A 3,107-nucleotide genomic window follows, 5' to 3' on the forward strand; every position below is an offset into this window, starting at 1 on the left:
CCGCCGCAGTCTCCGTACAGATCCGTTGCTTCTCCGGTGATGTACAAACCGGGGCAGATCCGGGATTCCAGGGTGTCCGTCAGAGCACTGCCAGGAATGCCCCCCATGGTGACCTGGGCAGCCTGCCAGGGGGCGGTGCCGGTGACGGGGAAGGGCAGAGCCTTCAGCAACTGTGCGGTTTGCTGCAATTGCCCAGGGGACAGACGGGAGGCAGGCTCCGTCAGAGGAGCATCCGTGATCCGCCGCAGGAGAACCTGTCCCAGCCGCTTGGGCAGCATGCCCGTGAGCAGCTCCTCCAGGGACAGCTTTCTGCGCTTTGTGTGGAGTTCGGACAGCGTGGAGTATGCCTCCTCCCGGCTCCATTCCGGCAGCAGATCCACGGAAACGGTCAATTTGCAGCCGTATTGGGCGGCAAGCCCGGACAGTTGAAAGACGCAGATGCCGGATAGGGTGCCGTCCGCAAATTGCAATTCGCCGGTTTCCTGCCGCAGGCATTTGCTGCCCAGTATGGCACTGACTGCTGCATGCACCCGAATGCCCTTTAAAGCCTTGACTGCTGCCGGATCCGTCCGGATGGGACACAGAGCCGGCTGGGGTGTATGTACCGGATGCCCCAGTCCCCGGAGCAGTGCCATGGCGGTGCCGTCCGTGCCGCAGTTGGGGGCAGCATAGCCCCCGGCGGAAAAGATCACCCGTTCTGCATGCAGAACCCCCTGGGGCGTGGTGAGAAGAAATCCGCCCTTGTCCTGGCGCATGCCGGTCACCTGGGCATCACAGCAGGTCTGTACCCCCTGATCGTCGCAGGCAAAGCGCAGTCCGTCCAGTACCGATGCGGCAGTGTTGCTCATAGGGTATATGCGCCCCTCCGGATCCGTCCGGCAGCAGACCCCAAGCCTGCGGAAAAAGGCTTCCGGTTCGGTTTGGGCAAGGATCTGCGTTGCCTGGGGCAGGGAGCCGTGATAGTGGTTCAGTTCCCGGTGGATGTTGCCGAGATTGCATCTGCCGTTGCCGGTGAGCAGCAGCTTTTTCCCCACCCGGGGCAGCCGCTCCAGCAGGGTGACCTGTGTCCCTGCCCGGGCAGCCGTGTATGCGGCGGTCATGCCGGATGCACCGCCGCCGATGACGGCGATTTGTGTATGTGTCTGGGTCATGGTTCCCTCCGTAACGGGCAGTGCTTGCGTCTGCCCAAAGCTACTTTCAGTATAGCATAGCCCGGGTGGGAAGTCAATTCACGGGCATTGACTTTTGGTTGGATCTGTGGTATGCTTTCATTAGTAAAAAGAACAGCTTAAATTTAAGATCAAAATCATTTCAGGAGGATGAACCATGAAACACAGACGTAAGAGAACCATGCTGGGTGTTTTGTCAGCGGCGCTTGTATGCAGCAGCGTACTGGCTTACCCAGCGCATTTCACCGCCTATGGAGCAGTTACTGCCAACCCGGTCATCAGCCGGGAGGTGCCGGCATATTCCACCGCCGGCACAGGAGCAGCCGCATCCGGCAACGACAAGTTCTACTATTCCTTCTGGAATGCCACAGCACCGGATTACCTTGCCTATGACCTGTCAGCCGTACCGGAGGCGCAGCGGAAAAGCGTGACGCTGGTGTGGTACAATGCTACGGGGCAGTTTGATTACACGATCCTCAACGGCAGTCCCAATGGCATGCCCTCGGATTACACGGTTGAGGTGAACAGCGCTCCCGGCGGTACCTATCCGGAGGAGGGCTGGGAGGTGCGAGCCACTGTAACCGAGAACACCCTGCATTCCCGGCAGCATGTGGTGGATATGACCGGCTGCAACTGGATTCGGCTCCATGTGACCGGTAGTGACGGCAAAGAGGGAGGCTATATCTCCATCAACATGGATGTGCATACCACAGCAGAGGGCGTATCCGACAGCTGGATCTTCTACGGGGATTCCATTACCGCCTGCGGCATGATGAACTGCTATGGAACCGGCTTTGCGGAGTATGTGCATCAGATCGACAGCACCTATTACCCCATTCAGGAAAACGGCGGCATCGGCGGTATTCGCAGCGTGGAGGGTGCTGCAAATATGGAACGGTGGCTGGAGATGTTTCCAGGGAAGTATGTGAGCATTGCTTACGGCACCAACGATGCCTGGGGCAACCAGACCGGTGCGGCGCAGTACTATGCCAATACTGCCAGCATGGTGGAGCAGGTGCTGGCGACAGGCAAGATCCCGGTGGTGCCCAGGATCCCCTATGCCACGGAGCCGGGGGTAGGGGACAATCTGGCGGCATACAACGCCATGGTGGACAAAATCTATGAGAACTACCCGGATGTAGTAAAGGGCCCGGATTTTGAAGCTTATTTCCGGGAGCATCCAGATCTGCTCAGTGCCGATGGGGTGCATCCCAGTGAGCAGGGCTATGACGGTATGCGGCAGCTCTGGGCACAGACCATGTACGATGTGGTATACAAAACCGGGGATACGCCGGTGGCAGGGGATCTGAATCAGGATGGGGCATGCACTGTGGCAGACGTGGTGCTGCTGCAAAAATGGCTCATGGGTGCCGGTACCCTGACAAACTGGCAGGCTGCGGAGCTGACCGGGGACGGCGTGATCGACAGTGCCGACCTGTGCATCCTGCGGCGCATGCTGACAAACCAATAAACACGCAGAAGCCGGGGAATGCCCGGCTTTTTGCAGTTCTCCGGGCGTTGACATCCGCCGGGGAATATAGTATACTGGGAGGGATGCAGATATCAGGCAATGCCGCACAGTTTCGTGCGGTGCTGCCGCAAAATCACGGACATAGAAAGGGATGACTGGTGTGCCAGAAGAATGGATGAATTTTCCTATGAGCGGGGAGCTGCTTTGCGCCCTGGCTCTGGTGATCGTAGATATATGCGCCCTGGTGCTAATGTTGATGACCGGGCGGGAACGTCGTGTGACGGAACGGGTCTGGGAAAAGGTCAGCGCCCGGATGGAGCTGGCGGACAGCAAGCGTCGGTACCCTCTGGGGGCGGAGGAGATCCTCATTGGCAGACACGGTGCCGCCGATATTCAGCTGAAGGATGCCACCGCCTCCCGGTATCATGCACTGCTGACAGTGTGCGATGGGGTATGGCGGATCACGG

General features: G+C 59.1%; 3 protein-coding genes. 2 read left to right on the top strand and 1 reads right to left on the bottom strand.

Annotation, left to right across the window (positions count from 1 at the left end; all coding sequences use genetic code 11):
* Nucleotides 1–1,151, bottom strand: a 1,151-nt coding sequence (locus QVO51_RS09385; protein ID WP_288168084.1) for an NAD(P)/FAD-dependent oxidoreductase, incomplete at its 3' end; no start/stop codon positions are given.
* 175 nt (nucleotides 1,152–1,326) lie between these two features.
* On the opposite strand from QVO51_RS09385, the gene QVO51_RS09390 reads away from it, so the two are divergent.
* Nucleotides 1,327–2,640, top strand: coding sequence for a GDSL-type esterase/lipase family protein (locus tag QVO51_RS09390; protein WP_022358186.1), 1,314 nt, complete (start codon nucleotides 1,327–1,329; stop codon nucleotides 2,638–2,640).
* A 187-nt stretch (nucleotides 2,641–2,827) separates the two neighbouring features.
* Nucleotides 2,828–3,107 (top strand): FHA domain-containing protein (locus tag QVO51_RS09395; protein WP_288168085.1); only part of this gene is annotated, 280 nt, incomplete at its 3' end.

This window comes from Ruminococcus sp. CAG:379 (genome assembly GCF_000434255.1).
GTDB classification, from domain to species: Bacteria; Bacillota; Clostridia; order Oscillospirales; family Ruminococcaceae; genus Ruminococcus_F; species Ruminococcus_F champanellensis.

Excerpts from the sequence above, each read along its gene's own strand:
- QVO51_RS09390 (WP_022358186.1), top strand. The coding sequence starts at position 1,327 with ATGAAACACAGACGTAAGAGAACCATGCTGGGTGTTTTGTCAGCGGCG.